Source organism: Polaromonas sp. YR568 (genome assembly GCF_900116715.1).
Classification (GTDB): domain Bacteria; phylum Pseudomonadota; class Gammaproteobacteria; order Burkholderiales; family Burkholderiaceae_C; genus Polaromonas.
In genome coordinates, this window is sequence record NZ_FPBM01000006.1 from 213587 (window position 1) to 240061 (window position 26475).

A 26475-nucleotide genomic window follows, 5' to 3' on the forward strand; every position below is an offset into this window, starting at 1 on the left:
GTTTAGCGGGCCGCCTCGACCTTCACCCGCGCATTCGGCGACTCGCCAAACATCTCGGGCGCATACATGGCCTCGACCCGGCTAGGCGGGAGCGCGAAGTCGCCGACGTTGTTCAGGCGCACGGTGTATTCCATCTTCACCACGCCTTTGGGCAGGTATTCGTAATAGCTGCGGAAGGCCTCGAAGCTGCGTTCTTCAAACGCTGGCCAGCCCACGCCGGTTTTCTTTTCACCGCTGGTGGCGATTTCAGAGTCACGGCCCAGGCCGCCGCCCAGGATGGTCGCGCCGCCGGGCACAGGGTCGCTAATGACGACCCAAGTCATGTCGGCGCTGGCGTTGACTTCCAGCGAGATGCGGATCACATCGCCACGGGTGTAGACGCCTTTGACGGCTTGCTCTACAGGCGTGATGGTTTTCTTGATCTGGTAGCCGGCGTTGAAGGGCGCTTTCAGCTGCACCGCCGCAATCGATTGCAGTGTGAGCCACGGTTTGCCCGGGCCCTGGTGCGTCACCGTCAGCGTGTCTTTGGGCGCCGTACCCCAAGGCAGGAACATGCTGTTGTTGCGCAGGTTGCCGGGCGAGGCGGGCGCGCCGAAGAAGGTGGTCTGGTTGGGTGCGCCGGCTGCGTCGGTGGTTTTGACGCGGTCGACCTTGGCCCAGTCCACGCTCGCCACACTGGCTGCCGCCGCTGCCAGAGTCGCCTTGGTTACGCCTGCCACCGGCGTGGCTTCAAATTTGGCCGAGAACTTGTCCAGCGCCAGGCCACCCCACAGGTTGGCGGTGGTGGTGTGCCATGCGCCTTTTTGCTGGCGTGCGATAAAGCCGTTGGCCAGGCGGCCCATGTCGTCCTTCCAGGCGGGGTCGTCCATCACGGCCAGCATCAGGCGCGCGGTGTTGACGTCGCCGTTGGTCATCAGCCACCACCAGTAGTCGTCCTTCTCGGTGCTGAAGACCAGCTTGGTGCCCTGGAAGGACAGGCGTGAACGCAGCACCTGGTTGGCCTCGGCGATGCGCTGCTCGCGCTGCGGCACGTCGGCCACACGCTTGAGGATGTTGAGCCAGTCGATCACCGCATGCGTGGGCCACTGGTTGGGCGCAATCGTGATGCTGCCCAGCATGCGGCCCTGCGCCTTGCCGTAACGCGAGAGCGCCTCCAGTGCGGCCAGCTTGCGCACGTCCAGGTCTTTGCGCGGGCTCCAGAACTCGCGCTGGATGCGGCCTTCCACAAAGGCGATCAGGCCGCGCTCCATGGGTGCGCGGGCATCGTCGGGCAGGGCAAAGGCCGGGTTGATGCCGGAGGCCTCATGCGTGGCGGCCAGCAAGTAGGCCGTCAGTGCATCGCTGCCGCGGCTGGCTTCGCCGTCGCGTGGCGGGAAGTAATTGGCCAGCCCGTCGCTGTCGAGGTAGCTGGGCAGCTGCGCCAGCACGTTTTGCCACAACTTGCCATCGCGCAGGCCGACCGACTTACTGGTTTTTTGCTCCAGGCAGATGAAGGGGTAGTTGGCAAACCAGTCACGCACGCCGTCCATGCCTTCGGCCAGCTTGGGCTGTAGTGACATCTTCAGGCCGCCCCTAATTTGTCCATTAGCGGGCAGGGCGTCAGCCGGCGGATTCACGTCAAGCGTGAAGGTGCCGTCAACCTGCATCAGCGTGGCCTGCTGCACCGTGAGTGGCACCGCCGGGATGATGCGCTGACGGGCCTTGAGGCCGTCGCGTGCACCGCTGATCGTGTCTTTGGCTTCGATCTCCCAGAGGATGGCCTCGGCGCGTGTGAGGGCGAGCTGCGCGGGCGCGGTGACCATCCAGGCCACTTCACGCGCTTCACCGGCGGGGATGTCTACCGTTTGCGGTTTCAAGTCCAGCAGCGTGGCGCGCGGGCTCACTTCCACTTTCATCGCGGCCTTGGTGGTGTTGCGCACCGTGAGCTGCGCGCGGAACTGGTCGTCTTCGCGCACCAGCGGCGGCAGGCCACTGATGATTTGCAGGTCTTGTGTCGCCTTGATGCTGGTCTGACCGGTGCCGAAGAGGTTGGCGCCGCTGTCGGCCACCGCCACGATCTTGAAGGTGGTCAGTGCGTCGTTGAGCGGCACGGTGACCACGGCCTGGCCGTTGGCGTCCAGCACGATGTTGGGGTTCCACAGCAGCAGGGTCTCGAGCAGCTCACGCGTGTTGCTGCGCCCGCCGCCGCCGCCGGCCGCCACGGCCTTGCGGCCATAGTGCCTGCGGCCGATGATTTCCATTTGTGCGGTTGAGGTCTCTACGCCCCATGAGCGACGCCGCAGCATGGCGTTCAGCACATCCCAGCTGTCGTTGGGCATCAGCTCCAGCAGGGCCTGGTCGACCGCTGCCAGCGCCACTTCGGCATTGGCGGCAGGCTGGCCGTTGGGCAGCTTGACGGTGATGGTGACCTTGGCCTGGCCGCGCACTGCGTAGCTTTCTTTGTCGGCCTTCACGTTCACGTCGAGTTGGTGCGCCTTGGTGCCCACGCGGATTTCGGCCAGGCCCAGGCGGAAAGCGGGCTTGCTCAAATCGACCAGCGCGGTCGGAGCCACATATTCGCGGCCTTCGTACCAGAAGGACGTCCACCATTCACGCGGCGCCTTGTAGCCCCAGGTGAAGAAGCTGTACCACGGCACCTCGCGCAAGCGGCCGCGCAGGGCCAGCACGCTCACATACACATTCGGGCCCCAGCCTTCCTTGATCTGCAGGTTGATGGTGGGGTCTTGCCCATTGAGCTGCACCACCTTGGTTTCGATGATGCCTTCGCGTTCAATCGCCACCAGGGCAGTGGCAAAGCGGAAGGGCATGCGCACCTGGAACTTGGCGGTCTCGCCGGGCTGGTAGCTTTTCTTCTCGGGCAGCACGTCCATGCGGTCATGGTCTTCGCCGCCAAACCAGAGCTCGCCCTGGCGCGTGACATACACATTGCCGGCGGCCTGGATGGTGTTGCCGTCTTTGTCTTTGGCCGTCACGATGAGTTCAACCTCGCCCGGCTCGCCGAGCTTGGTCTCGCACAGCAGCAGGCCGCGCGAATCGCTCTTGCCGCTGCAGACGCTGCCGAGGTCTTTGGTCTCGGTTTTGTTGTCGTAGGTGTAGAAGCCGCCCACCATGCGCTTGCGGCTGGTGGTGGTGATACGCGCTACGGCTTTCACATCCAGCGACACATCCGGAGCGATCTTGCCCGTCAGGTCGAGCGCCAGCGCCTGGAACTTGATCTTCTGGCTGCTGGAGACCCAGCCTTCGGTTTTGATGCCGGCCACCACAGCGGCGGGCCATACAGTCGACACGCTGCGAATCGTCTGCACCTCGCCGTTCGGGTCGGCGTAGGTGGCTTCCATCAGCAGCTCCTGCGGCTGCCTTTGCGTGGGGACGTCGTTGATGGTGAGTTTGCCCGCGCCGTTGCGGTCCAGCGTCAGCGGCAGTTTGTCGGCAATCACGCGCTGGTCTTGCGAGGCCGTGCTTTCTTCGTCGGCGTTGGCGGCCTGGTCGCGGTTGATGCGTGGCGGGTTGAAGTTGAATTCTTCATAGTCGCTGTAGCTCAGGCTCTTGGTGCGCACCAGGGCCGACACGCGCACCGGCAGATTGACGGCGCCGCCGCCCGAGACGTAATTGATCTGCACGTCGGTGGGCACGGCCTTCACATTGACCAGTGCTTTTTTCTCGGAAGGGCTGATGCGGCCTTCCAGCACCGGCAGGCGGAATTCTTCGACGCGGAACTGCCCGCTGACGAAGCTGCGGTTGCGGCTATTTCCACTATTGCCGCTGTCACCGCCGCCCTTGAGCTGTACTTCATACACGCCCAGCTTGGCAGCCGGCGGAATGGCAAAGGTGTTCTCGGCGCTTTGCCCGCCGGTAGCGGTCTTGCGCCAGGCAATGGGCTGGGTGTATTGCTGCCCGCTGCCTACATGGGTGACGACGAGGGTGGCAGGTGCGACGTCTGCCAGGCCAAAGCCCTTGCTGGTTTCGGTGCGCAGCAAATGTTTCATCGACACGGTTTCACCGGCGCGGAACAGCGTGCGGTCAAAAATCGTGTGGGCCACTGCATCGGGCAGCGGGTCGCGGCTGGTCGGCACATTAAAGCGCCAGGGCTCAATGCCCTTGTGCCAGTCGCTCCAGGAGAAAGCCAGGTCTTCCACGCCGGCCACGGTGCTGCGTGCGCTGACAAAGTAGGCATTGCGGTAGTCCTCGCCCGAGCAGCGCGGCGGCTCTGACGAGAGCCCGGCGAAGTTGGCGATACCCTGTGCATTGGTCACGACCTTGGCCACTTCGGCGCCGCTGCAGCTGGAGACACGCACCGTAGCGCCGGCCACCGGTGCGCCCTTGTCGAGCGTGGTGACCCAGGCCAGCGAGTTCTCGCGGCCCAGCTTGAAGTGCACGCCGATGTTGGTCACCAGCGCCGAGGTGCGCACATACATGGTCCGGCTGTTGCCGTGGCGTTCATCGAGCAGCGAGCTGCCGAGCTTTTGCGAGGCGATCTCGACCACGTGAAAGCCGGGCGTCAGCGGAATGCCGACGACCTCAAACGGGCGCGGGTCGTTGTTGACGGGTTTGGGCAAGTCCAGCGTCTTCACGCCGGGCTGGCCGCCCAGCAGCGACACCATGCGCGACTGCACATAGTCCTTGTCCTGGGCTTCCAGCGCTTTGGGCAATGGGCCTTTGACGTCTGCCGCGGCCGCCCTGCGCGAGACCTGGTACTCGTCATAGCGCTGCACCTTGCGGAACCAGGCAATGATGTCTGCGTCGGTGCGCGGCTGCAGGTCGCTGACCTTGCCTGCCGGGGCTGCGCCGGGCGTGAGTCCTTTGACGGGCAGCAGCGCTTCCACATTGCGCAGCGTGACCGGCAGCAGGGCCGGGTCACCCGGCTTGGTGTTGGGTTCGGCATAGCGCTCGACGATGCCGAAGGGCGAGGCGGCAAACTTGGCCAGTGGCGGCATCGCGCCCGTGGCCACCTTCAGCGGAAAGTTCTCGGCGTTGCGCAGCGTGCGGCCCGAGGCGTCCTTGAAGTCTTTGGGCAGCTCGAGCGTGAACTGGGCCTGTTCGGGGAAGACGGGCTTGAAGGTCACGCCGGTGACCACGTTGTCGCCGTCGGTGTTGCCTTCTTCAAATGTGGGCTTGAGCGTGTCCTTCTCGCCCTTCAGGCGGATCGCCTCGGCCAGCTTGCGCGGCACGGGCGCATTGAAGTTCAGGCTCATGGGCCGTATCGGCAGGCAGGCAGCCTGGGCGTTCTCGCGCTCGCAATTGAAGCTGGCGGAGAAGGGCTCGCGCACCTGGAAGTTGTAGCGCTTCTCGACCGAATTGGGCACACCGCTGGGTGTGGCCACACCTTTGCCATACACCAGTTGCACTTTGGCAGCGGGCGTCAGGCGGCGGTTGCAGGTCAGCGTCACATAACGCAGAGGCTCTTTGGCCGCGGCCGTGCTCAGATTTTGTGACTTGAGCAGTTCCTCGCGCTCTTTACCTTCAATCAGCTTGACGGGTACACGCTCACCCAGGCCTTCAACATTGCACCAGACGTTGTCGCGCACGCTCTGCACCGTGGCCGGGCCGTTGAGTTGCAGCAGGAAGTACTGCTCTTCGTCAATGCGCTGGTAGGTGCCGGGGCGCAGGTTCTGGATGAAGGGGCCGCCGGTGTTGAACTTGTAGCTGGCCTTGCCGCTGATGGGCTGGGTTTTCGGCGACTGGAAGGTGCTGACCACATTGACCGTGCAGCTCACGCCGGGCGGCAGGTCGTTTTCAAACTCGAAAGCCCATTCACGCTCGCTGATCCAGCGGCCCGAACCCTTGGTGGCCTGCGCATCGCTACAGCTCAGCGACAGCGGTGCCGGCGCCTTGGGGTCGCCGAAATTAACGGCGCCTTCGTCAAACTTGGCCACCAGCTGCCGCACACGGGCGATTTCGCCTTGGGGCGAAAGGCTGACGATTTGCAGGGCATGGGCATGCAGCGAGACAGCCGCGATCAGTGCCAGAGCGGCTTTTTTCATGTTTTGGCTCACGTTTCCTTCTCCTTCGGAAGGCCAAGGGTAGCCGATTTGTATGTAACAAAATAGCTGGACCGCGGGGAAAAATCTCCCAAACGGGGGCCTTGGGCGCGGGTTGACGTGCCGGTCACGAGAGCGCGCTCGCATGGGTGGGCTGCTCAGCCGCAGGCTATAGTGGCCACAAATACAACACGGGAGGTCTCGGTGCGGACACGTTCACAGATTGCAGCGCGCTGGGTGGCCGCCGGGATGGCGGCATGCGCATTTCTCGCCGTGCCGGCCCGCAGCCAGATCAGGCAGACGGGTCCTGAGGCTCAGCTTGCCTGTAAGGTGTTTGACCAGGCCGATGGAATGCGGCCGGTACTCGTATCTGCGCTGGCTGGGGATGCCGAGGCCTTTCCGAAGCTTGAGCAGCACATGCTTGCGCTGAGAACGCTGGTGGATGGCAAATTGCCCCCGTCCATTGAACGCCTGGAGCCTGTTGTACGCGGCATGGAGTATTCGGCAAAGATTCTTCTTCAGAAACCCCATGTCGTGCCGACGGTGCAAAACGGCCTGCACGACGTGATACGGGAGTCGCTGTTCCTGGTCAGCCAGGCCCAGGAGGTAGCGGCGAATGAACGCAAAGGCCGCCAGGTGCCCACCCGCGTCGCGGCGGCGCAGCAACTGCCGCTATTGCTCGACAGCCTCTCGAAGAATGCAGGAAAGTTTGCCGCCGCAGACATGTCCCACGATGCCGTTTTCGATTTCGGGCGCAACCTCAATGACATCAGGACATTGACGCGTGCGCTGACTATTGGTGACGCGGAGCTCAAGATACCCGCGGTCAGCAACGCGCAACAGCGCGCCCGGCTGCTGAAGCTGACGGAGGAGTTCGATCTGATCTGGGCAAGTGCCGGTAAGGCGCTGGTCAACTTGCAGGCGTACGTCACGGCTCACCACGCCATCAGCCACCTCCAGAAGGCGTCGTCCGAACTGGTATCCGGTGCGCTGCGCGTTTGCTATGCACCGGGAATTCGTGTGGAGCCACGCAGCTAGCTTTTTTCGTGCGGCCGCCACTTCTTCAGCGCCGCGCGTGCAGCCTCATACCCGGCCTGGATTACCGCTTCCTGCGACTGCCGGGTTGACATGCTGGGGACACTGACTTTCGGCGCGATGAGCACATCCGCCTCCGCCATTTCTGCGGCAGCAACCAGGCAACTCTGGGTTTGCATGACCCGGCTGAGCACCGTGGGCACGCCCAGCCCTTCGGCGCGCGGGCCGTGGCAATAGATATCGACGGCGATCACCACGTCGGCGCCCATGGCCCGGGCAAAGCGCACCGGGACCAGGCTGGTAATGCCGCCGTCGATCAAATGACCGGCTTTGTAGGCGATGGGCACGTTCACCCCCGGCACCGCAGATGAAGCCTGGATGGCGCGCCCGGCGCTTCCCTGGTCGATCAGAACCGCCTGCCCGCTTTGCAAATCGGTCGCTACCGCGGCGAAGCGGGTAGGGAATTTCTCGATCGGTACCTCCCCAGTCATGGTGTTGACCCAACTTGCCAGCTTGTTGCCACGCATGATGCCGCTGGAGCTCAAGGTGAAGTCCATGAGTGACGACACCTTCACGTTCATGGCGGCGGACTTGATTTGCTCAATATCCATGCCGCTGGCGTAAGCTGCGCCGACGACGGAGCCGGCAGAGGTGCCGACCACGATGTCAGGTTTGATGCCGGCTTCCTCGAGTGCGCGCAACGCGCCCACATGCGCGAATCCGCGCAAACCGCCCCCGCCCAGCACCAGCGCCACGGTGGGACGGGCCGGGTTGGTTGATAGGGCTGTCGTGTGGCGGATCTCGGCGAGTTGCCGGGGCGCCAGGTCCGGCAGGGCGGCCTGGTTGTTTTGTCCGGTCAGGGCGCATCCGGCTGTCATGGCCGCAGCCAGGGCGGCAGCGCAGCAGAGGTATTTGTTCAGGGTTTTCATGGCGTGCGGTGCATTCAGGTGTTACGCGAAAGCGCGATCGCATCCGCACCCGCCGGATAGTGAAGCTGGCCGGTCGCATCTTTTGCTGCGCGCCAGACGGCTTCAGCCACATCTTCCGCGGTGGTCACGGCCGTCATATTGCCCAGCCCGGCAAAGATGGCTTGCGCAAAGGGCGCATAGGCTTCAGGAATCAGCCCTTGCATGCGTTCCGCCCCATTGGCCGTGAAGCGTGTGTTGGGCCCATAACCCGGCTCGACCAGCTTTACACCCACATTGAAAGGCGCCAGCTCCAGCGCGAGCGATTCGGTAAAACCTTCGATTGCTGTCTTGCTCGCGGTGTAGGCCGCCACCAGCGGCATGGGCGCCAGCGTCACGGTCGACGTCACATTGATCAGCAGCCCTGACTTGCGGGCCCGGAACTGCGGCAGCACGGCCTGGGCCATGGCCATCATCCCGAAAGTATTGGTGTCGAAGATCTCGCGCACCGTGGCCATGGGCGTGGCCTCGAAGGCGCCGAAGAGGCCCAGGCCCGCGTTGTTCACCAGGACATCGATGGGCCCGGCAGCCTTGACGGCGGCGGCAATGCTGTCGGGCTGGGTCACGTCCAGCGGCAACAGGCACAGGCGCTCCGAGCGGGGCAGGATGCCTTCTTGCGGCGTGCGCATCGTGGCAATCACGTTCCAGCCCTGGGCGTGAAAGTGACGCGCGGTTTCCAGGCCATAGCCAGACGAGCAGCCAGTGATCAATACGGTTTTCATGTGCTTTCCTTGAGTCAGTGAAGTGGAGGTGCTGTACGATATCGCCGATAGTCAGGACTTAAAACAATCAATAGTCCGTATTTAGTTTGCAGGAGTCCTGTAATGGTGGATCCACTCGCAGAGGTCATCACACTGCTCAAGCCGCGTGCCGTGTACTCGAAGGTGATCAGCGGCGCCGGCGCGTGGGCCGTGCGCTATTCAGAATTCGGCCAGCCCAGCTTTTGCACCATGCTGGAGGGCGAGTGCGTTCTGGCTGTTGACGGGCAGGAGCCCATCACGCTGCTTGCCGGTGATTTTTTGCTGATGCCGGCAACCCCGGGGTTCACCATGTCCGGCGTGGCGTCCGCAGCTCCCGTGTTCAAGGATCCGAAACTTATGCCTGCGCCTGAGGGTGAAATCCGCCATGGCGATCCGGACGGCCCGCCTGATGTGCGCATGCTGGGCGGCTACTTTGCTTTTGATTCACCCGATGCGGCCTTGATGGTGTCGCTGCTGCCGGCCTTGTTGCACGTGCGCGGCGTTGGGCGGCTGCCGATGCTGGTGCAGCTCGTGAGGGAGGAGTCGATTGAAGAGCGGCCCGGCCGGGAGCTGGTGCTGGGGCGGCTCATTGAAGTGCTCCTGATCGAAGCACTGCGCGGCGCGCCCACTGAAGGCGCGCCGCCGGGGCTGCTACGCGCCTTGGCAGATACGCGGCTGGCTGCCGCGATGCGGCATCTGCACGGGGACCCGGCACGTGCATGGACGGTGCTTGAGCTTGCGCAGAAAGCGGCGCTCTCTAGGTCAGCATTCTTTGAGCGCTTTTCCCGTGCCGTAGGCTTGCCGCCCATGGAATACCTGCTGGCCTGGCGCATGGCCATGGCAAAGGATTTGCTCAGGCGCAAAGACGTCGCACTGGCCGAAGTGGCCGAGCGCGTGGGCTACAGCTCGGCCAGCACCTTCAGCACCGCCTTCAGCCGCCATGTGGGGCAGGCGCCTGGGCAGTATGCGCGCCAGCAACAGCCCGTCTTTGCGTAGCCTTCTTTGGACGCGTGGTTTTCGTGTTGACGGCTATAGTGAAGACAAGAACGCATACGCCCAAGGAGGTTCTGTGGCATGAAAGCGATACTGGTTTTTTTCAAAGCCTGGCTATTTCTCTGTTTCGTGCTTACCTTCTTTGTGGTGCCGTTCTACCTCATGGCAATCTACCCAGAAGTTCCGGAACCTTACTATCGCTTCATAGGAAGCATCGGTTATAGCGTTCTGCATGTTCCACCGTCTCCCATGGCCTTTGCATACCGGTTTGCGAGTTGCGGCTCGGTGGTGCTGATGGGAATGTTCGTTGTATGGATATGGTTACGAGACGCCAGAAAAATCGAAGGCGAAAGCAAAGACAAGGAGAAACGCAATGAAAAATGACCTGTCACTCGAAAGCAAATCAGCTTCGGCGTTCGTTCAGTTTCAATGCCTGAATGCTCAGGCCCAGGCATGAAGCCAGGCATTTATTTCACCAAAATCTGGTTCGACGACGACTTGGTCGAACTGAAAATCCAGGTGTCCGACGGACAGTCCGTGTTCGTCAATGAGGTCCATGTTGGGCACCAGCAGCTTGCAGAGCTGGTGGTGGAGCTGAATCGCTTCAAGACCCATGTTCATTGGGGCATCCACGATATCGCTTTCGGGGCGTTTGGCCCGGAGTACGCCGGCGGCGCATTTCATGCCCGCCTGCATTTTCAGGAGCGTGGGATTCTTTTCGTGACTGTTAGAAGCCAGTCCTGCTTTGAGGATTTCGGAAAGAAGAACGTCGCAAGCGAGGCGACGCTCTATTTGAGAAGCGAACCTGCATTGTTTGACAACTTCGTTGAGCAAATGGGGCAGGTGCGCGACCGGAAACGAGACGATATGCTGCTTGAGGCCATCTACTCAAATTAGCATACGCCGGAGTACATGTTATGCACCAACTCGCGAAGCAAAAAAAACCCGCCATCCAGGGATCTGTGCTTACCCTATGTCAATGCTTATCAGCGCCACTTTGAAAGCCGGGCGGCATGAACAAGGCAACGCGCTATCTCGTCGGAATTCTTGCTTTGGGATTCTTCGTCGCGGGCGTCATTGCCTTCCTGCGAACCCTGACGGGCGAGCGTATCGACTCCTATGTGTTTCCTTGCGCGCTGATCGGTGGCGGTCTGCTGGCGGGAGGTCTTGCCTGGAGCTTCGGCTCGGGCGTCGACACCGACGGAAGTTGCACCATCGAAGGCGAGGATGGCGATAACCTTTCTTTCATGGAAGGCGATGGTGACGATGCCGCTTAGCATGGCTGACCGTGCTGACGCCCAGCCAACGGGCACCGGTGCTCAGGCCACGGCAAACACTGGTAGCGACAAGGCCGGTGACGGCCAGCATTGCCGCAGTGTGAAGGCCAACGGCTGCGAACGCCAATATCAGCGGACCTGATCCGGTCATCCCCAAAGCCGATCCGTCCCCTGCACAAAGCGGAACCAGCGCCGGCACCAGCATCAAACCGGCGCCGTGCGCGGTAGACATCATGAAAGACCAGAGCGTCAGGCCGGCATGCCCCACCGGCACGCGCGCCATCTTGGGCAAGCAGCCCGATAGATGGGCAATCACTGCGGCAGCAAACAGTCCGCCTGCCAGGATCTGCAGCCATGTGCGGTCCATCGAAAGGCCCCATAGCACAGCGCCGGCCACCAGTGCAACCGATGCAATATGCCCGACCGCGATAGGCAGCAAAGCCCGCAGTGCCTGTGTACGGTCACCTGAGCGCACGCCCCAGGCGGCGGCCCAGACCCAGCCGCTGGCAGGGTTCAGCCCGTGAAGGGCTCCAACGCCGGCCACCGCCAGCCACGGCCAAAGGCTTGACATGATGGTTGCGTCCGGCGGGCCCGCTCAGGCCTTTTTGCCGCAGCACGAATCAGCTTCGGGCGCGGGGGTAAATACCGCCTGTGACTCGTAGCGGTCGTGGTGGCGCATCCACTCCATCTTGTAGAAAACGTCCTGCTCGTCGCGGCCTTTGGGTGCGAGGTCGAGCATGTTGTAGGTGCCTATCATTACCTCCACACCGCGCCCATAGGTCGAGTAGGTGTGAAAGACCTGGCCTGTGCTGTCTTTGTAAAACAGGCTGATGCCGGGCGCTTCATCGGCCGGGAAATGTTGCAGGGTGTAGTTGTAGGGCACATCGCCCTTGGCGCGCTCTTCGGGCGTAAAGCTCACGTGGAAGTCGTAGTTGAAGTCGTTGCCGTTTGATGACACCCACTTGAACTGCCAGCCCATACGCTGGCGAAAGCGTTCGATCTCGGGCAGCGTTGCGCGCGACACGGCCACGAATGTGATGTCGCGATGCTCAAGATGAATCTTCATGCCGTCGGTGTGGTCAGCCATGAAGGAGCAGCTGGGGCAACCCTGCTCCCAGCCCGGGCCGAACATAAAGTGCTGCACCATCAGCTGGCGGCGGCCTTCAAACAGCTCGGCCAGAGAACGTTTGCCTTCGGGCGTGTCGAAGACGTAGTTTTTCTCGACGTGGACCCAGGGCAGGGCGCGGCGTTCGCGGGCGATCTGGTCGCGCAGGCGGGTGAGTTCTTTCTCTTGCGCCAGCAGCGTTTTGCGCTCGGCCAGCCATTTGTCTCTGGGCACGACGGGGTGGTTCAGGGTGGATGTTTCGCTCATGGTGTTCTCCTGGGGGTGATGGGTGGTTTTTCTCAGGCGCTTGCCGGTTGCTCACGGCGCATCGCCGCCTGCACGGCCGGCCGCGTAGCGATGCGTGCCTGGAAGGTCCGCAGATTGGGGAAGGCCGACAGGTCCAGCTTGACGAACTCTGCCCAGCGCGTGACCACAAACAGGTAGGCGTCGGCCACCGTGAAGCGCTCGCCCAGCAGAAATGGCGTGCGGCCCAGCACGGCTTCCAGCAGGCCGTATTGTTTTTGCAGATAGGCCATCCGTGAGCTCCGAACGTCATCGCTGCAGGCCGGGTCGAACAGCGGCATGTAGCTCTGGTGCAGCTCGGAGTTGATAAATCCCAGCATCTCTTGCAGGCGATAGCGCGCCATGCTGCCGTTGGCGGGTGCGAGCTGTGCGTCGGGCTTCAGGTCGGCCAGGTATTGCACGACGGCGGGGCCTTCAGTCAGCACAGTGCCGTCGTCCAGCCGGAGGGCCGGCACCCGGCCTTTGGGGTTGACGGCGAGATAGTCTTCACCGTGCTCGGTGCGTTTGGTGGCCGGGTCCATCTTCACAAGCTCGATGGTGAGGCCAAGCTCAATGGCCACGATGTGTGACGACAGCGAGCAGGCGGACGGGATGTAATACAGCTTCATGGTTCACTCCTTGGCTCGATAAGCCGTTTTTGCACAGGTTTGCCTTGCATGAGTCAATGCGCTGCCCGACCCGTGCTGGTAACAGGTGCGCTTGTTCTCGGCCGGTGGGCCGAATGGGGTTTCAGCGCAAGGGCGTTGTGCCTTGCGCGCTGCGTGCTATGCCGCCTTGGCCGCTTTGGGCCGCCTGACGGCGCGGACTTTGCCGCTCTTGCCTCCGCCCGCGTAAAAAAGGTCCGCGCCGTCAGACTCCAGGCCGCTGACACCGGCGCCGTGCGGCATCTCAAGCCGCTCAATCACGGCGCCGCTCTTGGGGTCAATGCGGCGGATCTCGCTCTCATCGCCCTCCCAGGTGCCGTGCCATAGCTCACCGTCTACCCAGGTCACGCCGGTGACGAAGCGGTTGGATTCAATCGTGCGCTGGATGGCGCCTGTCTTGGGGTCGACCTGGTGGATCCTGCGGTCGCGGTACTGGCCTACCCACAGGCTGCCTTCGGCCCAGGTCAGGCCCGAGTCGCTTCCGCTGCCGGGCGCCGGGATGGACGCCACCACCTTGCCGGTGGCGGGGTCTATCTTGTCGATGCGCGTCTCGGCGATCTGGTAGAGGTGTTTGCCGTCAAACGCGGTGCCGGCGTCGCAGGCACGTTCCAGCGTGCGGGTCTGCTCGCCGCTGGCGGGGTCAAAGGCGATGAGCTTTGCGCCTGTGGCGGCCCAGACGCGCTGGCCGTCGTGCGTGACGCCGGCTACGTCATCGACGCCGGGGAAGCTGTACTCGCGAACGATCTCGGCGGGGCGCGCCTTGGGCTCGGACGTTTTCTTGATGGCCTTGCTTGTCATTGCTGCTCCTTGTGTTGCACCGTTCGTTGGTGCGATGGAGTCAACTCTATCCAATCGGCAGCGAAGCGGGGAGTAACAAGATCGTCGTGAATCCGGCCAGCGGCGGCGCCAGCCAGCGCTGCGCCCGTGCGCGGCCTATGGAGCGCACCCTTCCGTAATCCTCAAGATCGGCCAGCGCCCGCTGCACGGTGCGCTGGCTCGCTCCCAGGGCCAGCGCCAGGGCGGAGGTAGACCAGGCCGCGCCGTCTGACAGCAGCGCCACCAGCGAAGCCTGCTCACCATCAATGGGCGGCGCCAGCACGGCCACATCTCGCCCGGCCCGCGGTTTCAGGATAAAACCGCGTTCGGTGGCTTCGATGGTGGCGAGTGTTTTGACCAGCGCGCGCAGGCGGCCTATCTCCACCCTCAGGCGCGCCCTATGCGTTTCGTCAGGGCGCCGGGTGCGAAAGGCGGATTCGATCAAGGCTTCCCGGCTGATATCGCCAGGCCAGGCTTCAGCGAGTGAACGCGCCAGCGTAAACAACACAGGCCGGCGCGCCAGCGGCCGCCATTGGTCGCCTGCACCCAGGCCGCGGCGGCAGGCGTCGATGACCAGCGCGTCCGAAGCCAGGAGCGCCGAGACCTCGTCAAGGCGCAGCGCCTGTTCACCGTCGGCCGTGAGTCGCCGGGCGGCGGGGTTGTCGATGGCAGCGCGCGCTTCGGTGACTTCGGCCATCAGCGCCGGCACCTGTGCGCGCTCGGCCGCCGCATGCGCGCGCGCCAGTGCCATGCGTGCTTCGCCCACCCGCAAAGACCGCAAGGCAAGTTCAGCCGCAGTGAGTTCTGCCACGGCGCGCAGCGAAGGCGGCAGGCCGCGTGCGTCCAGCTTCGCCAGCGCCGCTGCCGCCTCGTCAAGCCGGCCCAGTAGCAACAATCGGCGCGCGGTGATCAGCCACGCCTGCAGCGCGTTGGCCGTATCGGCATGCGCCTCCAGCGTGGTAGCCGCTGCCGCCAGCGCGCGTGGTGAGCCGGCAAAGTCGCGCATGGCCATCGCCACCTCGGCCTCGGCCACCACGCAGCGCGCACGCGCCAGCTCTTCATGGGCGCCAAAGCCGCGGGCGGCGCGCTTGAGCAGTTCACGGGCGCGCGGGTGTTCACCGAGCTGCGCCATCGCGATGCCGCGCAGGGCCAGTGCCGGTGGGTCGTCGCGCAGCGCGACGCGTTTAAGGGCGCCCAGCGCATCGCCCGCAGCCAGCGCACGGGCGGAAGCGGCGATCAGTGAATCCATGGCGAAAGCTCAGGCCCGTGACAGCCGCCGCGCCGGCTGCGAACCGCCGCGCGGCAGGCTTGCGCTGAACAGCGCTGCGGCCAGCGTGACCAGCCACGAGTAATACACCCACACCAGGAAAGCCAGCAAAGGCGCGAAGGCGCCATAGATGGTGCGGTAAGTGGGCACGTTGGCCAGGTAGATCGCAAACCCGTATTTGCCCAGCTCGAATGCCATGCCGGCAAGTACGCCTCCCACGATGGCATGACGCCATCGCACAACGGTGTTGGGCACAAAACGGAACAGGCAGGCGAAGCCGATGGCACTCAGAATGGCGGGCCCCAGGTTAATGGCATGCGGCACCCAGGCAGGCCGCGCACCCATCAGCCCGCCGGAGGCCGCCACCAGGTATGACGCGGCCCACAGGCTGGCGCCTATGAGCACCGGGCCGGTGAGCAGCATGCCGGCGTAAAGCGCCAGTCGGCGCAGCACCGGGCGCGGTTTTTTGACCTGCCAGATGCGGTTCAGCGTGTTCTCCATGCTCAGCAGCAGCGACAGGGCCGACACCAGCAGCACCGCAAAGCCCACCAGTGTCAGGCCGCCGGCATTGCCCGCGAACTGCGCCAGGTGCTTGAGCACCGTCTTGGCGATGTCCGCCGGCAATAAGCCGCGCAGCAGGTGCTCGCGAATCGTGTCACCGGTGGCATGCAAGGCCGGCGTTCGTGCAAACAGCGCGAAGCTCACCGCCAGCATAGGCACCATGGACATCACCATCGTGAAGGTGAGGCCGCCGGCCGCCTGGGCCAGGCGTTCTTCCCGGCCGCGCCGCAAGAGGCGGGTGATCAGGTTGCCCTGGTTTCGGCTTGAAGTGTTTGCCATGGAATGAATGGATGTGCGCCCCGGTCAGGGCGCTCGACGTTTAGCCCAGAAGGCGAAACAGACCGTAAAGGGACAGCAGTCCCGATGTCACCAGAAGTCCGGTCTTGACCGAGCGGGCGCCGACCAATGTGCCGATGATGCTGCAAGCCAGGATGGCGCCGAGGATGTAGGTTGTTTTCATGGCCGCAATGGTAAAGCTTTGCCCGGCGTATTCGCGCAGTTGATCGACAGATGTGGGTTGAAACCGACGCTTGACGGGGCGACTTGCGCACAACTTTGCCCTTGACACCACCACTGCGTTGAAAGCCCCTGGATTCATAGAAGGGCATAGCCCTTGGGCTGGGAAGCCATCGATAGAATAAAAAAAATCAATACGGAAGATGCATTTGCCCACCGCCCACCTACTTGCAAAGCAGCCCGAACTGGTACGCCACAGCGTGCTCGACGCAGCCTTGCAGTTCGTCATCGAAGAAGGTCCGCAGGCGGTGACACTGGCCGCCGTCGCAGTCCGTGCCCAGGTTTCGCCAGAAGACCTGCAGGGCCATTTCAGCAGCAGGCAAGCGCTGCTGGATACGCTGTTTGACTGTCTTTTTCAGGACTTTGAGGGGCAACTGCAAGAAGCCATCGAAGCCGAAGAAGATTTGCCTGGCGGCCAGGCGCGCGCTTATGTCCGGCTCACCTTCAATGGCATGGGCGATACGCCAACGCAACGCGCGCTGATGTTGCTTGGGCTCAACTGGCCCCCATACGCGGCCCGATGGCGAGAGGCTTGTGCCGCGGCATTGGTAGGCGATGGAAGCGGGCGCGACAGCGCCAACAGGCGGCTCTTGTGCAGACTGGCAGCAGACGGTCTCTGGTGCTCCCAGGTGTTCGGGTGCTATGCACTGGATGAAACGCGGCAGGCCGAGATGCTTGAGCTGCTTTTAAGCCTGTGCAGCGAGGAATCCCCGCTGGCCGCCTGAATCAGGCCGGCCGCTGCGCCGTCGCCCCATCACCCGCATAAAACATCCCGCTGGGCCTGACGAAATTTCCGCCGCCCAGGTGGTGGATCGTCTGCAGGTCTGTGTTGTCATCACTGAAATGCCAGCGCCCCTGCCGGAACACACGCTCGTCGGCGGCTGCGGCCACCACTTCTGCGAAGCAGGTGTCGTAGGCGTCCTCGGTATGCGGCTCACTAATCAGCCGGCACTCCAGCCAGGCCGCGCAGCCCTCTTCCAGCAAGGGCATGCCCAGCACCGGCCCGGTGCGGGCGTTCAGGCCGTAGTGCGCAAACTTGTCGACCGTGCGGCCTGACTCGCTCCCCACTGCATGCGTCAGGCCCGCCAATGTGGTGCAGGGGATGCACACCCCGAACCCGCCGCTGGCGGCGATGAGTTCACGCGTGTAGGTTTTTTTGTCGATCACGATGGCAATGCGCGGCGGGGTGAACTCCACCGGCATCGACCAGGCGGCAGCCATCACATTGCGCGCCTTGCCGTGCGCGCTGGTCACCAGCACCGTCGGCCCGTGGTTGATCAGGCGGCTGGCGTGTGCGAGGGTAACTTCCTTGAAATGGGACATGTGGTTTCTTTCTGGATTGAACTTGCAAGCCGGTCGACGCGGAAGGCGCGCTCGCCGGGACCCTGTTATTTTGATAGTTCGGCCTTGATCCTGCACAATCCCGGGCATGAAGCCCAAAGTACAGTTTCGCCTGCGTATTTACCGGGACGACAGCATCGCCATCGGCCCGGGAAAGGTCGCATTGCTTGAGGCCATTGCCGAGACCGGCTCGATATCGGCCGCAGCCAGGCAAATCGGCATGTCCTACCGGCGGGCCTGGGTGTTGATCGACGAAACCAACAAGGCGCTCAGCTCCCCGGCCGTCACCACGATTGCCGGTGGATCGCATGGCGGCGGCACAGCCTTGACACCGGTTGGAGAGCAACTGGTCAAGCATTACCGTGCAGTCGAGAACACCGCGCGCGTGGCCGCCACTGCAGACATTGCCGCGCTGACGCGGCTGCTCGCCCCCTGAATACCGCCAACACAACGGGCTAAGCACAAGCCTGCTCGCCACCGTATAGCTGGTGGGGCGATCCTTCTGCGCTATGTCTTTATATATATAAAGAGCCCGGGAGCAGGTTTTCCGGGTTCTCCATAGAAAATCCGGGTTTACCCTGAAGCAAGAACCCGCAGCAGGTATGGGTTCGTGGCTCTATGCGACAATTCCGACGTATACGTATGGACACAACGACTTCATTGATCGCCTCGACCGACTGGTTTCCGCTGGGGCTTTCGCTCAAGGTCTCCGCGGTTGCCACGGTGCTGGCGTTGATCGTCGGGGTGGCGCTGGGCTGGGTGTTTGCGCGCAAGCGTTTCCCCGGCCATACCGTGCTGGAGGCAGTGTTCATGCTGCCTTTGGTTTTGCCTCCCACGGTGCTGGGCTACGGCATCCTCGTCCTTGCGGGCAGGCGTAGTCCGATAGGCGCCTGGCTGCGCGAACACCTGGACTACACCATTATTTTCAGCTGGCACGGCGCCGTGGTCGCATCGGCCCTGGTGGCGCTGCCGCTGGTGCTCAAATCGGCCAGCGCGGCGTTCAATGGGGTTGACCGTTCGCTGGAGGCGGCGGCGAGCACGCTGCGCCAGTCACCAATGTCTGTCTTTCTGCGGGTGACATTGCCGCTGGCCTGGCCGGGCATCCTGGCGGGAACCTTGCTCGCTTTCGCCCGCGCCATGGGTGAGTTCGGCGCTTCGCTGATGGTCGCCGGCTCGATTCCAAAACAGACACAAACCCTGTCCATGGCGATCTACGACTCGGTGCAGGCCGGCAATGACGACGTTGCGCTGATGCTGGTCATCGTGACATCCCTGATCTCTATTACCGTGCTGGTTCTGTCGAACCGGTTTTTCTCTTTACGTTAACTCCAAGGATTTGAACCATGCGTGCGTCCCGGCTCCTCTCGCTCATCATCGCGCTGGCATTGCCCTTCGCTGCTGCGGCCCAGCAGATCACCGTGTCCGCCGCGGCCAGCCTGACCGACGCCTTCAAGGAGTTGGGGCCCAGGTTTGAAGCCGGCAAGCCGGGTGCCACCGTGCGCTTTAACTTTGCCGCATCGGGCGTGTTGCTGCAGCAAATCAGCCAGGGTGCGCCGGTCGACGTATTTGCCAGCGCAGACCAGGAAACCATGACGCGCGGCGCCGACCAGAAACTGATCGACGCGGACACGCGCAAAAACTTCGCCACCAACAGCCTGGTACTCATCGAGCCGGCCAAAGACGGCGTGGGTGTCAAGAGCCTGCAAGACCTCTCGGGCCCCGCAGTCAAAAAGATTGCCGTCGGCAAGGTCGCCACGGTGCCGGTCGGCCGCTACACCAAACAGGCGCTGGATGCCGCCAATCTGTGGACCGCACTGGAGCCGAAGTTTGTGCAGGCCGACAGCGTTCGCCAGGTTTTGGACTATGTGGGCCGCGGCGAAGTCGAGGCCGGTTTTGTGTACCGCACCGACGCCGCCGTGATGGCAGACAAGGTCAAGATCGTGTTGTCGCCTGAAGGCAATACGCCAGTGTCTTACCCCGTGGCCGTTGTGGCGGACAGCAAACAAAAGGCCCTCGCCAGGGATTTCGTCAGCTTCCTGTCGACCGACGCTGCCCAGCAAGTGTTGACGAAGTATGGTTTTGGCAAGCCGTGATTGACGTCGACCTGCAGTTGTCAGTCACCGACGGGCGGCGGCGCTTCGACCTTTCCGTCACCTTTTCGACGGACGCCCCGTTTGCCGCCCTGTATGGGCCTTCGGGGTCCGGCAAGACACTGACTTTGCAGGCCATCGCGGGCTTGCTTCATCCCGCCAAGGGGCATATCAAGATAGACGGCCGAACGCTCTACGACTCGGCAGCGGGCATCCACATGCCGTCGTCGCAGCGGCGTATCGGCTACCTGTTTCAAAACTACGCGCTCTTTCCGCATCTGTCAGTCCGCGACAACATCGGCTTCGGCTTGACGACCTGGCGCCGCGGGATGGCGGAGCAGGACCGCGCCCGGGTGCAATCGCTGCTGGGGCGTTTTGACCTGGTCGCCATGGCAGACAGCCGGCCCGCAACGCTCTCAGGCGGCCAGCAGCAGCGTGTTGCTTTGGCCCGTGCCCTGGCCTGCGAGCCGCAGATCCTGCTGCTGGACGAGCCCTTCGCCTCGCTCAACCCGATGCTGCGGCAGTCGCTGCGCACAGAGCTGGCGGAGGTCAGGCGCCAATGGGGCATTCCGGCCCTGATGATCACGCACGATGTGGAAGATGTGCTCGAGCTGGCGGATGTCGCGTTTGTTTACCAGCGCGGGCAGATTGAGAAGGAAGTCAACCTGCGCACCTCCGAGAGCCGCGAATTCACCCGCGCGGAGCTGGGCGTGGAAACCGTGGCCGAAACGCCGCTTCGCCAGAAGTTACGGCGGCTCCTGCTGGGCGCCGTACCATAAGCGTCGGCCCCGCTGTAGCGTCTGCAACGGGAGTGGATCTGGACTCTGCACAAGAGGAAGAAAAATCACCATGACTCTCCCGAAACCCCCTGTTATCACCGCCTTTGAACGCTCACCCGACCGCGGCAGGGGGCTGGCGCGCGACATGCGCGTTCGCTGGGCGCTGGAAGAGGCGGGCCAGGCTTACGAGGTTCGCCTGGTGTCGTTCGCGGCGATGAAAGAGCCCGCGCACCGGGCGCTTCACCCTTTCGGGCAAATCCCGACCTATGAAGAAGGCGGACTTGCGCTGTTTGAGTCGGGGGCGATCATCCTCCATATCGCCGAGCGTCATCAAGGCTTGCTGCCCAGCGACGCGAATGCCCGCGCACGCGCTATCGCGTGGATGTTTGCCGCGCTCAACACGGTGGAGCCACCCATCATTGAGTACTCCATGGCCAGGCTGTTTGAGCAAGACAAACCCTGGTACGCGGATCGTCTGCCGGTTCTCGAAAGTCACGTCCATGCACGGCTGGGCGAGCTCTCCAGCCGGCTGGGTGATGCCAACTGGCTGGACGGTGCGTTCAGCGCCGGTGACCTGCTGATGGTGACGGTGCTGCGCAGGCTTGGCAGCTCGGGTTTGCTGGAGAAGTATCCGGACCTGTCTGCCTATGTCGCCCGAGGGGAAGCGCGGCCTGCATATCAGCGGGCTTTTGCTGCGCAGTTGGCGGTGTTCAACGGCAAGCCGCTGGCCGGCTGAAGAGGCTTGGCTCTGGGCCGGCGCAGGTCTGCTGCAGGCTGCCAATTCCGGGAAAACCGCCTGGGTTAAACTGAACCGGCCCGCCGGACAGGCCTGATAACTTTTCCCGCCGGGCGTTTGCAATGCGCCGCTTTATCTTCCTACTACTTCTCGCTGTGACCGTTTTTCAGCCTGCCTTTTCGGGCATGCCGAAGTCGGCTGCGCCGTCTGCGCATATACAGTCTGTGGAAATGAGCGGGAGTTCGAGTGTCGTCCTGGAGAACGCGGATCACGCGGCCGCGTGTTTTTCGCACGCTGAAGCAGCCAGCCCGGGTGCGCCGGCCGGTTGCAATTCAGGCCAGCCTTGTGGCCTGTGCAACATGTGCCAGGCATGCCATCAGGCGGTCATGGCTGAAGGCCAAATGTCGGCCCCGAACCACACCGCAACCCGTCTCTTTTCCCCCTCTGTAGCGTCCGGCTACTTCAGCGCCGAACGCGCGCAAAGCTTCAAGCCTCCCATTCTGTAATTCCGTGCCCGGTGCGCCTGGTTTCAGGCGTGCCCCACGCTGGCCCTGCACCTTGCCGGGGCTGGAATTCATGAATTTTCGAGCTTGAACAATGTCCCATCCCAACCCGCCTCCCGCTGATGGCCTTAGCCACAGCATCGCCGGCCCGCGCCTTGCGGGCTATTTGATTGCCTTGATACTTTTTCTGGCGGACCAGGCTGCCAAGTACTGGGTGCATGAATACACGCCGTACGCGTGGAGCCAGCCCGTCACGGGCAACTTCAACCTGGTGCACGTCTGGAACTACGGCGCGGCCTTCAGCTTCCTGGCGGACGCGGGAGGCTGGCAGCGCTTCTTCTTTGGCGGTGTTGCGCTGGTTGTTTCGGCCTGGCTGATCTTCATGCTGCGAAAGCCGCCTCCCGAGCCCGAGTTGTCGGGGTATGCGTTGATTCTCGGAGGCGCCCTGAGCAATGGCCTGGACCGGGCGTTGCGCGGCTACGTTGTTGACTTTCTGGGCTTGCATGTGCGCGGCTGGCATTGGCCGGCTTTTAACTTCGCAGACGTGGGCATTGTCTGCGGCGCGGCACTCCTGCTTTTTGCAGCATGGAAGCACAGGCCGGCGGAGGACCTGGCGTGACGGCCGTACCTCTTGCTTCAGAGCGGCAATGGAAGTTATTGACCGTGAGCTGGCTGATAGCGCTTGTCTCCACGTCCGGCGCGCTGTTTTTCAGCGAGATCATGGCGTTTGAGCCCTGCGTGCTCTGCTGGTACCAGCGTGTTGCCATGTTTCCGCTGGTCCTCATCCTCGGCGCGGGCGCCTATACGCAAGACGCCAGCAGTGTGAAGTACGCCTTGCCTCTGGCCTGCGCAGGTTGGCTGATTGCTTTCTACCACTGCCTTCTCTACGGCGGCTTCATTCTGCCGGCCATGCAGCCTTGCGGCAAAGGTGTGTCCTGCTCGGCGCAAAAGCTGGAGCTGGCCGGTTTCATCACCATCCCGCTTTTGTCGCTGATGGCTTTTTCCCTCATCGTGCTGCTTCTGCTGGCAGCGAAGAAAGACTCCCAAAAATGAACAACAAGAAACTCATCATCATCCTGTGCGGGATCGTCGTTCTGCTCGGATTCTCGTTTGGCGTATACGGCCACCTCAACAAAAAAAACGAGGCGGTCGCCCGTCTTGCGCAAGAGAACAACTCGGTTTTCAACCGCTCGCACGCGCCCATTTACGGCGCACCGGAGGCCAAGGTCCGTATCGTTGAGTTCTTTGATCCGGCTTGCGAAACCTGCCGGGCTTTCTATCCTCTGGTCAAGCGGATCGTCGATGGCTACCCAGGGAAGGTGCAGTTGGTGGTGCGCCTTGTGCCATTCCACAAAGGCTCTGATGAGGCCGCCAGAATCCTCATTGCCGCGCACAGGCAGAACCTGTTTTTCCCGGTGACGGAGGTGGTGCTGAATTCCCAGGATGCCTGGGCCGCGCATGACAACCCCAACCCGGGAAGAATCTGGGCCTTCTTGAAGGGAACCAGCCTGGATGCCGCGAAGGCCAGACAGGACACCGGTTCGTTGGAAGCCCGGGCGGTGCTTGACCAGGACATGGCGGATGCAGCCACACTGCAAGTGACCAGGACGCCGGGTTTTTTTGTCAACGGGCGGCCACTGACGACCTTCGGTCATGAGCCACTCAAGGCCATGGTGGATGAGGAGGTCAAGCGTGCGTATCCTCAATAGAGGCTAGGCAATGCGTGCCGAACAACCTTGCCCGCCGCGGCGATCAGCCGCAGCGGGCTTCTTCTGCCGCGCGGCGCCTCACTTAACCCAGATTCACCGGCACAAAAATCTTGCTGTCCCCACGCTGAATCAGCAGCGCCACAGACTTTTCCGCCTTGGCCACGGTGGCCCGCACCTGGTCGATGTTTTTCACCGGCACGCCATTGATGGACAGCAGCACGTCACCCGCCTGCACACCTGCAAGGGCCGCCGGGCCGGTGGCTTGTTGCACCAGCAGGCCGGTGTCGACGCCGGCTTCCTGTTTTTCATCGGGCTGCAGCGGGCGCAGGGCCAGGCCCAGCTTGCCCTGGTTGGGGGTGTCTTTTTTGGCGGCGGCCTGATTCGATTTCTCGTCGGCGCTGCCGAGTTTGGCCGTCAGCTCTTTGGCCGCGCCCTGACGCCACACGTTCAGCTTGATGCTGTCGCCGGGCGTTGCCAGGCCGATGATGGCGGGCAGGTCGCCTGAAGAGACGATGGGCTGGCCGTTCACGCTGCGGATCACGTCGCCGGACTGCAGGCCGGCCTTTTCGCCGGGGCCGCCTTTTTCCACCATGGAGACCAGCGCGCCTTCGGGCTTGTCGAGCTTGAAGGAATCGGCAAAGGCCTGGTTGACCTCTTGCACCGCCACGCCCAGGCGTGCGTGCTCGACCTTGCCGGTGGCGACCAGCTGGTTCTTGATGCGGGCCGCCACATCGATCGGGATGGCGAAGGAGACGCCCTGGTAGCCGCCGCTGCGGGTGTAGATCTGCGAGTTGATGCCGACCACTTCGCCGCGGGTGTTAAAGAGCGGGCCGCCCGAGTTGCCGGGGTTCACGGCCACGTCGGTCTGGATGAAGGGCACGGCGCTGTCGTCGGGCAGCGAGCGGCCTTTGGCGCTCACAACGCCGGCGGTCACGGTGTTTTCAAAACCGAAGGGTGAGCCGATGGCCAGCACCCATTCGCCGACTTTCAGCTCGCTGACCTTGCCCAGCGTGACCACGGGCAGGTTTTTGGCGTCTATGCGCAGCACGGCGACATCGGTTTTCGGGTCGGCGCCCAGCACCTTGGCGCGGTATTCACGCCGGTCGGTCAGCTTGACGGTGACTTCCTTGGCATCGCGCACCACATGGGCGTTGGTCAGGATGATGCCGTCGGGGCTGACGATAAAGCCGGAGCCCTGGCCGCGTGTGGGCATTTCTTGCACGCTGCCGCCGCGCCCGCCTTGGCGGCCCTGGCCTTGCTGGAAGCGCTTGAAGAATTCGAAGAAGGGGTCGCCCGACGGTGTGTCGTCGTTGTCGTCCTCGTCGCCCTGGGCCACGGGCGAGTCATTGCGCACCTTGGTCGTGCCGGTCACGCTGATGTTGACGACGGCCGGGCCGTAGCGTTCGGTGATCTGGGAGAAGTCGGGCAGGGCGACCGGCACGCTGGCCATGGGGGCCAGGGTGCCCGCGTTGGCGCTGATGGCCGCAGGCGAGGCGGCCGTGGCGATGGAGTGCGCGGCATTGAACGCGCTGACACCCGCGCCGCCGACGGCGCCCGCGGCCAGCAGGGCAAGAACCAACTGGGTATTTTTCAGTGCAGCGAATTTCATGAGTTGCTTCCTTGGGTTGGGGCACACCAGTGGTGCCGTTACCCACAACTATGAGGATGCTGTCTTAGGCCGGGCTTAAACCCGAATCAGAAGGCCGGACCGGCAACGGGGCCAGAAAACTCACACGCCAGGCGTGGCGGCGGGAAACCGGACTTGCGCCCTCAGCCCGCCCAGGCGCTCTGACGTGCCCAGTTGCAGCTCCGCGCCGTGCCGCTCGGCAATCGCCTTGACGATGGCCAGCCCCAGGCCGCTGCCGGTCTCGGTGGCCTCGCCGGGCGCGCCTTCTTTGCCGGCGCGGTAGAAGCGGTCGAACACGCGTTCGCGGTCGCCGGGCTGGATGCCCGGGCCGCTGTCTTCCACTGCCAGTACCGGCGCGCCGTCTTGCATGGCCAGCGACACGTCGACCCGGCCTGCGGGCGGCGTGTATTTGACGGCGTTATCCAGCAGGTTGCGCAACAGGATGCGCAGCGCTTCGCTTTGGCCGCCGACCTCAACTGCCTGCGCCGGTAGCTCGCCAGCTACGCCCAGGTCGATCTCCTTGTGGTGCGCATGCGGCAGCACATCGGACACGGCCAGCTTGACGACGTCTTGCAGGTTTACCGGCGCGGCAGCCGCGGCGCCTGCGGCGCCATCCGGCGGCCCGGCGGCTTCCTCGCGCGCCAGCACCAGCAGTTGCTCAACCAGTCGTATGGCGCGATCTATGCCCTGGTTGAGCCGCGCAATGCCGGCTTCATGGTCGGCCGGTGCGTCGCCATGGCGGCGCAGGGCCTGCGCCTGCAGCTTGAGCGCCGTCAGTGGTGAGCGCAGCTCGTGCGCGGCGTCGGCCACAAAATGCCGCTGCGCCTCAAAGGCGGCCCGCACGCGGCCAAAAAGCAGGTTGAGTTCGTCCACCAGCGGGCGCACCTCGTCGGGCAGCCCGGCGTCGGCCAATGGTGACAAATCATCGGCCCGGCGGCCGGCCACCTGGCGGCGGGCGCGCTCAATCGGCGCCAGCGAGCGGCTGATGACCCACCACACCGCCAGCATCAGCAGCGGCGTCAAAAAGGCAAAGGGCAACACGGCGCGCAGCGCCAGCGCGCGGGCGCGGGCCGAGCGCGCGTCCAGGTCCTGCGCGATCTGCACTGTTTGCAGCGCCGTCTGCAGGGTGTAGACGCGGTAGCGGTTGCCGTGGGCCTCTACGTCTGAAAAACCCAGCACCGCGCGCGGCGGCAAGGCCGAGCGGGTCGAGCGGAAAATCTGCGTGCCGTCCTGGCCCCAGATCTGCACATAAACCTCAAAACGGTCGTCGCTGTCGGCTTCGTCCAGCGGTGAATTGAGCGGAACGCCGCTGCGCAGCGAACGCGCCATCTGCTGCAGGTGCTCGTCGAACATCGCGTCGGCCTGCTGCAGCGCGCCGCGGTAGGCGGTGGCGGCTTGCAACAGTGCGGCCAGGAAGATGGCGACCAGCACAAACCAGAGCAGGCGCCCCCGCAAGGAATGGGTGGCCGCAGATTGAGCCCCCACGCTCC

At 63.5% G+C, this 26475-nt stretch carries 27 protein-coding genes; 14 read left to right on the top strand and 13 right to left on the bottom strand.

Features of this window, described 5'->3' with window-relative positions:
- Positions 1 to 2 precede the first annotated feature (2 nt).
- On the bottom strand, positions 3 to 5981 hold the full coding sequence (locus BM408_RS14685) for an alpha-2-macroglobulin family protein (RefSeq protein WP_092130603.1): 5979 nt from the start codon (positions 5979 to 5981) through the stop codon (positions 3 to 5).
- A 201-nt stretch (positions 5982 to 6182) separates the two neighbouring features.
- Between BM408_RS14685 and BM408_RS14690 the strand changes: the two genes are divergently transcribed.
- Positions 6183 to 7016 (top strand): hypothetical protein, encoded by an 834-nt coding sequence (locus tag BM408_RS14690; RefSeq protein ID WP_139237356.1) that lies wholly within the window; start codon positions 6183 to 6185, stop codon positions 7014 to 7016.
- Here the strand turns inward: BM408_RS14690 and BM408_RS14695 are convergent.
- Positions 7013 to 7942, bottom strand: a complete 930-nt coding sequence (locus BM408_RS14695; RefSeq protein ID WP_092130605.1) for a patatin-like phospholipase family protein — start codon at positions 7940 to 7942, stop codon at positions 7013 to 7015. The genes BM408_RS14690 and BM408_RS14695 overlap by 4 nt on opposite strands.
- A 14-nt stretch (positions 7943 to 7956) precedes the next feature.
- A complete protein-coding gene (locus tag BM408_RS14700; protein ID WP_092130606.1) occupies positions 7957 to 8700 on the bottom strand; it encodes an SDR family oxidoreductase in 744 nt (247 codons plus the stop codon).
- A gap of 102 nt (positions 8701 to 8802) precedes the next feature.
- Between BM408_RS14700 and BM408_RS14705 the strand changes: the two genes are divergently transcribed.
- The 4 genes from BM408_RS14705 to BM408_RS14720 all read left to right on the top strand — a co-directional run bounded on the left by BM408_RS14705 (position 8803) and on the right by BM408_RS14720 (position 10988).
- Positions 8803 to 9714 (top strand): AraC family transcriptional regulator, encoded by a 912-nt coding sequence (locus tag BM408_RS14705; protein ID WP_092130607.1) that lies wholly within the window; start codon positions 8803 to 8805, stop codon positions 9712 to 9714.
- Between the two features lie 78 nt (positions 9715 to 9792).
- Positions 9793 to 10095 carry a hypothetical protein gene (locus tag BM408_RS14710; protein WP_092130608.1) on the top strand — a complete coding sequence of 101 codons (303 nt, stop codon included), beginning with the start codon at positions 9793 to 9795 and terminating at the stop codon, positions 10093 to 10095.
- 69 nt (positions 10096 to 10164) lie between these two features.
- Positions 10165 to 10608, top strand: coding sequence for a hypothetical protein (locus tag BM408_RS14715; RefSeq protein WP_092130609.1), 444 nt, complete (start codon positions 10165 to 10167; stop codon positions 10606 to 10608).
- Between the two features lie 116 nt (positions 10609 to 10724).
- On the top strand, positions 10725 to 10988 hold the full coding sequence (locus BM408_RS14720) for a hypothetical protein (RefSeq protein ID WP_092130610.1): 264 nt from the start codon (positions 10725 to 10727) through the stop codon (positions 10986 to 10988).
- Here BM408_RS14720 and BM408_RS14725 read toward each other — a convergent pair.
- From BM408_RS14725 to BM408_RS22965, 7 genes are all read right to left on the bottom strand, one after another.
- The gene (locus tag BM408_RS14725) at positions 10957 to 11559 is read right to left on the bottom strand and encodes a hypothetical protein (RefSeq protein WP_092130611.1); all 603 of its coding nucleotides are present in this window, start codon (positions 11557 to 11559) and stop codon (positions 10957 to 10959) included. The two genes, BM408_RS14720 and BM408_RS14725, sit on opposite strands and share 32 nt — an antisense overlap.
- 24 nt (positions 11560 to 11583) lie before the next feature.
- Positions 11584 to 12360, bottom strand: a complete 777-nt coding sequence (locus BM408_RS14730; RefSeq protein WP_092130612.1) for a DUF899 domain-containing protein — start codon at positions 12358 to 12360, stop codon at positions 11584 to 11586.
- A 32-nt stretch (positions 12361 to 12392) separates the two neighbouring features.
- A complete protein-coding gene (gene gstA, locus BM408_RS14735) occupies positions 12393 to 13004 on the bottom strand; it encodes a glutathione transferase GstA (RefSeq protein ID WP_092130613.1) in 612 nt (203 codons plus the stop codon).
- A gap of 156 nt (positions 13005 to 13160) precedes the next feature.
- On the bottom strand, positions 13161 to 13838 hold the full coding sequence (locus BM408_RS14740) for a Vgb family protein (RefSeq protein ID WP_092130614.1): 678 nt from the start codon (positions 13836 to 13838) through the stop codon (positions 13161 to 13163).
- 46 nt (positions 13839 to 13884) lie between these two features.
- Positions 13885 to 15105 carry a helix-turn-helix domain-containing protein gene (locus BM408_RS14745; RefSeq protein WP_092130615.1) on the bottom strand — a complete coding sequence of 407 codons (1221 nt, stop codon included), beginning with the start codon at positions 15103 to 15105 and terminating at the stop codon, positions 13885 to 13887.
- Positions 15106 to 15114: 9 nt separating this feature from the next.
- Entirely contained in the window at positions 15115 to 15963 is an 849-nt protein-coding gene (locus tag BM408_RS14750; protein ID WP_092130616.1) for a YhjD/YihY/BrkB family envelope integrity protein, read from the bottom strand.
- Between the two features lie 40 nt (positions 15964 to 16003).
- Positions 16004 to 16144: a hypothetical protein gene (locus BM408_RS22965; protein ID WP_175541804.1), complete on the bottom strand. Its 141-nt coding sequence runs from the start codon at positions 16142 to 16144 to the stop codon at positions 16004 to 16006.
- A 205-nt stretch (positions 16145 to 16349) separates the two neighbouring features.
- Here BM408_RS22965 and BM408_RS14755 point away from each other — a divergent pair, with 205 nt between their 5' ends.
- On the top strand, positions 16350 to 16925 hold the full coding sequence (locus BM408_RS14755) for a TetR/AcrR family transcriptional regulator (protein WP_175541805.1): 576 nt from the start codon (positions 16350 to 16352) through the stop codon (positions 16923 to 16925).
- 1 nt (position 16926) lies between these two features.
- Here BM408_RS14755 and BM408_RS14760 read toward each other — a convergent pair whose 3' ends face one another.
- Positions 16927 to 17523 carry a flavin reductase family protein gene (locus BM408_RS14760; RefSeq protein ID WP_092130618.1) on the bottom strand — a complete coding sequence of 199 codons (597 nt, stop codon included), beginning with the start codon at positions 17521 to 17523 and terminating at the stop codon, positions 16927 to 16929.
- Positions 17524 to 17629: 106 nt separating this feature from the next.
- Between BM408_RS14760 and BM408_RS14765 the strand changes: the two genes are divergently transcribed.
- From BM408_RS14765 to BM408_RS14800, 8 genes are all read left to right on the top strand, one after another.
- Positions 17630 to 17977, top strand: coding sequence for a winged helix-turn-helix domain-containing protein (locus BM408_RS14765; RefSeq protein WP_092130619.1), 348 nt, complete (start codon positions 17630 to 17632; stop codon positions 17975 to 17977).
- Between the two features lie 206 nt (positions 17978 to 18183).
- The gene (modB, locus tag BM408_RS14770) at positions 18184 to 18867 is read left to right on the top strand and encodes a molybdate ABC transporter permease subunit (RefSeq protein WP_092130620.1); all 684 of its coding nucleotides are present in this window, start codon (positions 18184 to 18186) and stop codon (positions 18865 to 18867) included.
- A gap of 17 nt (positions 18868 to 18884) precedes the next feature.
- A complete protein-coding gene (gene modA / locus BM408_RS14775) occupies positions 18885 to 19634 on the top strand; it encodes a molybdate ABC transporter substrate-binding protein (protein ID WP_092130621.1) in 750 nt (249 codons plus the stop codon).
- On the top strand, positions 19631 to 20410 hold the full coding sequence (locus BM408_RS14780) for an ABC transporter ATP-binding protein (RefSeq protein ID WP_092130622.1): 780 nt from the start codon (positions 19631 to 19633) through the stop codon (positions 20408 to 20410). The genes modA and BM408_RS14780 overlap by 4 nt, the downstream gene beginning before the upstream one ends.
- A 70-nt stretch (positions 20411 to 20480) precedes the next feature.
- Complete coding sequence (locus BM408_RS14785) at positions 20481 to 21146, top strand: glutathione S-transferase family protein (RefSeq protein ID WP_092130623.1); 666 nt, start codon at positions 20481 to 20483, stop codon at positions 21144 to 21146.
- A 597-nt stretch (positions 21147 to 21743) separates the two neighbouring features.
- The gene (lspA, locus tag BM408_RS14790; RefSeq protein ID WP_092130624.1) at positions 21744 to 22268 is read left to right on the top strand and encodes a signal peptidase II; all 525 of its coding nucleotides are present in this window, start codon (positions 21744 to 21746) and stop codon (positions 22266 to 22268) included.
- A gap of 44 nt (positions 22269 to 22312) precedes the next feature.
- Positions 22313 to 22702 (top strand): disulfide bond formation protein B, encoded by a 390-nt coding sequence (locus BM408_RS14795; protein ID WP_254774827.1) that lies wholly within the window; start codon positions 22313 to 22315, stop codon positions 22700 to 22702.
- Positions 22699 to 23358, top strand: a complete 660-nt coding sequence (locus tag BM408_RS14800; RefSeq protein ID WP_092130626.1) for a DsbA family protein — start codon at positions 22699 to 22701, stop codon at positions 23356 to 23358. The genes BM408_RS14795 and BM408_RS14800 overlap by 4 nt, the downstream gene beginning before the upstream one ends.
- Before the next feature lie 82 nt (positions 23359 to 23440).
- Here the strand turns inward: BM408_RS14800 and BM408_RS14805 are convergent, their stop codons facing one another.
- Both BM408_RS14805 and BM408_RS14810 read right to left on the bottom strand, forming a co-directional pair.
- Entirely contained in the window at positions 23441 to 24967 is a 1527-nt protein-coding gene (locus BM408_RS14805; RefSeq protein ID WP_092130627.1) for a DegQ family serine endoprotease, read from the bottom strand.
- 120 nt (positions 24968 to 25087) lie between these two features.
- Complete coding sequence (locus tag BM408_RS14810) at positions 25088 to 26470, bottom strand: ATP-binding protein (protein ID WP_254774828.1); 1383 nt, start codon at positions 26468 to 26470, stop codon at positions 25088 to 25090.
- Between the last annotated feature and the right edge of the window lie 5 nt (positions 26471 to 26475).